The following is a 5,377-nucleotide window of genomic DNA, read 5'->3' as shown; positions in this document are numbered from 1 at the left end:
GCTCAAGGCCGCCGGGGCCTCATGCTCCGGCGGCGCGCGCGTGCGTGTGTGTGCCGGGTATTACGGGCCGTCAGGCCGGCAGGGTGTTGCGGTGCGAGCTCCGGCGGGCCGCGCTGAAGAGCGCCTGGATCTGCGTACCGGCCTGCTCGACGTCGTCGAGGGGGGAGGGGAAGGGCAGCCGCACGTCGCGGTGCCCGCGCCGCTCCTCCAGCCGCAGGGTGATCCCGTACCGGTCCATGGCGACCGGCAGCGCGCGGAGCACGACGGCGGTGGGCAGCGGCCGGACCAGACGCAGCAGCAGGGTGACGAGGTCCTGGTGGTCGTCGAGGAGGTGCGTCAGCATGCCCGCCTCGTACGGGGACAGCGGGTCGGGGCGGGCCGTGTCCAGCTCTTCGAGGCCGACGTGCGAGCGGCCCTCCGGGGTCTCCAGGACGGCCCGGTCGAATTCCATGCAGGTGGAGTCGGCGCCGGAGCCTTCGGCCAGGCCGGAGTAGGGGGTCAGCAGGCGGCCCAGCACGGTGACGCGGGCGCGCACCCGTTCCCGTACGGGGGTGGGGGCGATGTCGGTGAACTCCAGCCGCATCATGGGCCGGAACTCGGACTCGCCGCCGGGTTCGGCGGGGTGCAGGTGCAGCCGTCCCATGGGGTCACCGCCGTCGAGGTGGCGGACCTCGGAGCGCAGTCCGTCGGTGACCACTGTCATGGAGTGGGCGGCGGTGAGGATCGACCGGACGCGCTCTGCATCGGTGGGCCGGTCGGCCGGGGCGGCGGGGGCACCGAACGGGCGCATGTGGATCTCTCCTCGTCAGAGCGACTAGATGACTTAGGTTTGCCTAACTAACCTATCTGGCTCTCGGGGGGTACCCGGCACGCCCGTGTCGTTGTTGGGCTGAACGGGTGAAACGCGAGAGGATGGGGGGATGCACATGAAGCGCACGGCCGAGGCGGCCCGGTGAGCAGGTACGACGTCACCGACGAACAGTGGGAGGGGCTCGCGCAGGTGGTCCCCCTGCGCAGTCGCAACGAATGGCCCTCCCGGGTGGACCACCGCACGATTCCCGCGGCGCCCGGAGCGTCGGCGGCGGAGCAGCGGCGCTTCGTGGTGATCAGAGTTCAGATCTTCGCGGACGCGCGGGAGGTGGCGGAGTACCTGATCGCGCAGATCCCGGTCCTGCTGGACCTCACCGGAGCGGACAGCGAAGTGGCCAAGCGGATCCTGGACTTCAGCAGCGGCGTGGTCTTCGGCCTCGGCAGCGGGATGCACCGGGTGGACCGGAACGTCTTCCTGCTCGCGCCGGTGGGGACCGAGGTCGAGGGGATCGCGGCCGCCGCCGTCCCCCGATCGTAGGAAGGTCCCCGCGAGGGAACGGTTCGCCGGAGCCACGGGGGGTCCGGCGGCCCGTACCGTCCCGCGCATGGACGCCACTTCGGACGCGACGGCGGTAGGCGCGGTCGCCTCCCTCGCGTTAGCCGACACCCCTGCCGTTCCCGCTGCCGCTCGGGCGGCCGAGGCCGATGCCCCGGTGCGGGCCGATGCCGCCGCCACCGCGCCACCCGGAGCCTCGCCCGCGCCTCCCACTGTCGGGGGCGGGGGCGGGGCCGGGGTCCCGGCGGTGGGAGGCGTGGCGGTGGAAGGCGACGCCCCGGTCGTGCCGGCGCAGGCCCGCCCCGGCGGCTCCGGCCGACCTGCCGAGCCCCCGCAGCGGTATCCGCGGCCCGTGGTCACCGAGCTGAGGCTCTCCGCCTTCGGGCCGCACCGCTCGGCGGTCTTCCCGTTCGGCCCCCTCACCCTCTTCGCCGGGCCGAGCGGCAGCGGCAAGTCCCAGGCCCTGGCCGCCTACGAGGCCCTGGCCGGGCTGGGTTCCGGGGCCACGCTGGAGGAGGCCTTCCCGGATCCGCGCGCCCGCATCCCCGACCGGGCCGTCCCCGACGCGCAGCGGCGGCGCGGGTTCCGCCTCGGCTGCACCGTGGACGGACCCGCCGGTCCGATCCGGCTCGACCTCGCCGTCCAGGCCGAGCCCACGCTGCGGATCGTCGGCGAACGGCTCTCGCAGGACGGGCAGATCCTGCTCGCCACCGCCCTGCGCGACCCTGGCCGGCGCTCGGTCCAGGCCGCCTGGCTGACCGGCGGCGCCGTCGGTGTCACCCGGGCCCCGCTGCCCGACGACCGGCTCGGCACGGCCCTGCTCCCGCTCCGCGTCGCCGGTTCCACCGAGGGTCAGCGCCAGGTGCTGGCCGCCGCCGAGCAGGTGGTCGTGGCCCTGCGTGCGGTGTTCCCGTGCGACCCCCGCCCGGACCGGATGCGCGCCGCCGTTGCGCCGGGAGAGGGCCGGCTGCTGGGTGATTGCGCCAACCTGGCCGATGTGCTGCGCCGGACTCGCAGCGAGTGCGGCACCCGCCACGCGCTGCTGGCGGAGGCGGCGCGTACCGGCTGCGCCGGCTCGGTAGCGGGGCTGGACGTACGGGCCCCCGCGGACGGCGGTACGGTCGCGGCGGTACTGGACCGCGGCCCCGGCCGGCCCGCCACGGAGCTGGCCCGGCTGGGCGCGGGCGAACTCCGCTTCCTCGCCCTGGCGCTGGTCCTGCTCACCGGACCGGGGGTGCTGGCCATGGATCCGGCGGCCGAGCTGCTCTCCGCGCGGCAGGCGCTGACGGTCCTGGCCGACGGCTTCGACCGGGGTCTCGACGGGCGGCAGAGCGCCGAGCTGCTGCGCCTGGCCCTGCTGTCCTGCGGCCGAGGCCACATCCGGCTCGTGGCGGCGGTGGGGGAGGGGACCGCGGCGGCCGCCCGCGCCCTCCCGGGCATCGCGGTGGTAGACCTGAGGGCATGAACGAGACGCAGGAACAGCCCGAGCGACGGCCGGAGTCGCCCGAGGGGCGGCCCGGCGAGCGGCCCGACGAGCGGCTGGACCGACTGCAGCGCCGGCTCGCGCAGTTCGCGGCGGCGCGCGGCTGGGCGCCTTACCACACCCCCAAGAACCTGGCGGTGGCGCTCAGCGTGGAGGCGTCCGAACTGGTGGAAATCTTCCAGTGGCTGACACCTGAGCAGTCGGCGAAGGTCATGGAGAAGCCGGAATCGGCCCACCGCGTGGCCGACGAGGTGGCCGACGTGCTCGCGTATCTGCTGCAGTTCTGTGAGGTTCTCGGGGTGGATGTGCTGGATGCGCTCGCCGCGAAGATCGAGAGGAACGAACTCCGCTTTCCCGTGCCGGGTGCATCGACACCCAATCGTCACTCTTCGGAGTGATGGACTCCTCCACAATCACGTTTGTGTCCACATTTTCCGAATACCCCTGGCTTTACTGACTCGTTGCCCTCACTCTGGGTAGTGGTGAGGATGGTGGATGTCGTGCGGACGGGGGACGGCATATGGATGCGGTACGGCTCATCGCGGTCGGCCGGCACGCGCTGGCACAGAGCGGGGTCGCGTGGGACATCGTGGGCGAGGCCTGGCAGGCCCAAGCGCTCGCGCAGGGCATAGGGAGCTGTCTGGCGGTCACCGGGCCGCCGGAACTGAGATCGGAGGCACGGGGACTGGGGGAAGCGGGAGGCAGAGGCTGCGGGGTGCTCGACCGGGCGGCACTGCGAGGAGAGGGCAGTGCGCCCGAGTATCCGCCGAGAGCCGCGCAGTTGAGCGGAGTGTCGGACGTGCGGCAGGCGCTGCTCGGGCTCCAGGCGCTGCTGGGTGAAGTGGGGATAGCCCTGGTCGGGGTGGCCTGCGGGACGGACGACGAGGCCCTGTACTGGCAGTGCATAGAGTCGATCGACGCGGCCGACGAGTCGAGCGACCGGGTGCGGGCGATCCTGCGCCGCATGGTCGTCCGTGAGCGGGGGTCCGCCTCGGGCGTGGCCTGAGGGGGCTACGGATGAGGTCCCGCCGTGCTCGGCGGGACACCCGTGATCAGGACGCCCGGAAGGACGGGCGCTTGCCTTCGGGAGTGCGGTCGGTGGAGGCCTGGCGATCGGCGTCGAGCTGGGACAGGTCGGCGTTCAGCGCCGCCATCAGTTCTTCCATCTGCTGCAGCAGGCCCGTCGGCGCGCCGCCCCCCTGGGCGGGTGCCGCAGGCTCCTGACCCGCGCGGTCGTCTGCTGCCTGCGCTGCCTGTCCGGTGTGTCGGTGGGTGTCCGGCACGGCCTCGTGGGACATGGCGGCCTCCTCGACCCTGGCCCTTCCACGGCGGAAGGGGGCGGTGGACGCACCTGCGGAACGCCGCCGGCGCGCGGGCCGGGCGGTCCGGCTCCTGCGAGCCCACGATCACCGTCCTGGCTGGTCACTGGCGCGCCCGGGCGCGGACCGTCCGGTTGACGAAGATTCACCCCGCCGGGGAGGGAGTGCAGGATGGGGGTATGGATCTCCGCATTTTCACCGAGCCCCAGCAGGGCGCGAGCTACGACACCCTCCTGACCGTCGCCAAGGCCACCGAGGACCTGGGGTTCGACGCGTTCTTCCGGTCCGACCACTACGTGCCGATGGGATCCGCCGACGGCCTGCCCGGCCCTACCGACGCCTGGATCACCCTCGCGGGCCTGGCCCGGGAGACCGAGCGGATCCGCCTCGGCACGCTGATGACGGCAGGAACCTTCCGGCTGCCCGGAGTCCTCGCCATCCAGGTGGCCCAGGTCGACCAGATGTCCGGCGGCCGCATCGAACTCGGTCTCGGCGCGGGATGGTTCGAAGAGGAGCACAAGGCGTACGGAATCCCCTTCCCGGCGGACCGGATGTCCCGGCTGGAGGAACAGCTGGCCATCGTCACCGGCCTGTGGGCCACCGAGGCCGGCGCCACCTTCGACTACGCGGGCAAGCACTACCAGGTGGAGAACTCGCCGGCGCTCCCCAAGCCCGCCCAGGCCAGGGTTCCCGTCCTCGTCGGCGGCCACGGAGCCAAGCGCACCCCGCGGCTCGCCGCCCGGTACGCGGACGAGTTCAACATGCCGTTCGCGTCGATCGCCGACAGCGAGCGGCAGTTCGCCCGGGTCCGGGAGGCGGCCGAGGAGGCCGGGCGGGGGCCCGACGACCTCCGCTACTCCAACGCCCTCGTCGTGTGCGTGGGCAAGGACGATGCCGAGGTGGCCCGCCGGGCCGCCGCCATCGGCCGGGACGTCGACGAGCTCAAGGCCAACGGTCTGGCCGGTTCCCCGGCCGAGGTCGTGGAGAAGATCGGTGCCTACGGCGCCGCCGGTGCCTCCCGCGTCTACCTCCAGCTCCTCGACCTCCACGACCTGGACCACCTGGAGCTGATCTCCGCCCAGGTGCTCTCCCAGGTCCGATAGGAACGGGGAAGCCGTGCCACGCGCGTCCGGCCCGCTCGCCGAAGCCCTGGCCCGCGGGGCCGTACTCCTGGACGGCGGGCTCAGCAACCAGCTCGCCGCCCAGGGC

7 protein-coding genes and 1 pseudogene are annotated in these 5,377 nt (G+C 73.3%); 6 read left to right on the top strand and 2 right to left on the bottom strand.

From position 1 onward, the window contains the following. Nucleotides 1-70 precede the first annotated feature (70 nt). Nucleotides 71-790 (bottom strand): DUF2470 domain-containing protein, encoded by a 720-nt coding sequence (locus ACWGIU_RS28410; RefSeq protein WP_453710469.1) that lies wholly within the window; start codon nt 788-790, stop codon nt 71-73. Between the two features lie 162 nt (nt 791-952). Between ACWGIU_RS28410 and ACWGIU_RS28405 the strand changes: the two genes are divergently transcribed. From ACWGIU_RS28405 to ACWGIU_RS28390, 4 genes are all read left to right on the top strand, one after another. Beyond that, nucleotides 953-1,348 carry a cell division protein SepF gene (locus ACWGIU_RS28405; protein WP_453710467.1) on the top strand — a complete coding sequence of 132 codons (396 nt, stop codon included), beginning with the start codon at nt 953-955 and terminating at the stop codon, nt 1,346-1,348. A 67-nt stretch (nt 1,349-1,415) separates the two neighbouring features. Further along, nucleotides 1,416-2,831 (top strand): ATP-binding protein, encoded by a 1,416-nt coding sequence (locus ACWGIU_RS28400; protein ID WP_453710465.1) that lies wholly within the window; start codon nt 1,416-1,418, stop codon nt 2,829-2,831. Next, nucleotides 2,828-3,247 carry a nucleotide pyrophosphohydrolase gene (locus ACWGIU_RS28395; RefSeq protein WP_453710463.1) on the top strand — a complete coding sequence of 140 codons (420 nt, stop codon included), beginning with the start codon at nt 2,828-2,830 and terminating at the stop codon, nt 3,245-3,247. Before ACWGIU_RS28400 ends, ACWGIU_RS28395 begins: the two co-directional genes overlap by 4 nt. 122 nt (nt 3,248-3,369) lie before the next feature. Further along, nucleotides 3,370-3,855, top strand: a complete 486-nt coding sequence (locus ACWGIU_RS28390; RefSeq protein ID WP_453710461.1) for a DUF6099 family protein — start codon at nt 3,370-3,372, stop codon at nt 3,853-3,855. Between the two features lie 46 nt (nt 3,856-3,901). Here the strand turns inward: ACWGIU_RS28390 and ACWGIU_RS28385 are convergent, their stop codons facing one another. Continuing rightward, nucleotides 3,902-4,147 (bottom strand): hypothetical protein, encoded by a 246-nt coding sequence (locus tag ACWGIU_RS28385; RefSeq protein WP_453710460.1) that lies wholly within the window; start codon nt 4,145-4,147, stop codon nt 3,902-3,904. Nucleotides 4,148-4,347: 200 nt separating this feature from the next. On the opposite strand from ACWGIU_RS28385, the gene ACWGIU_RS28380 reads away from it, so the two are divergent. Beyond that, on the top strand, nt 4,348-5,271 hold the full coding sequence (locus tag ACWGIU_RS28380) for an LLM class F420-dependent oxidoreductase (RefSeq protein WP_453710458.1): 924 nt from the start codon (nt 4,348-4,350) through the stop codon (nt 5,269-5,271). Between the two features lie 13 nt (nt 5,272-5,284). Further along, nucleotides 5,285-5,377: pseudogene (locus ACWGIU_RS28375) on the top strand (homocysteine S-methyltransferase); the annotation flags it as partial.

This window comes from Streptomyces sp. NPDC054840 (assembly GCF_053611065.1).
Note: the sequence above shows the minus strand (reverse complement) of the source record. Positions and strands in the feature narration are given on the sequence as shown.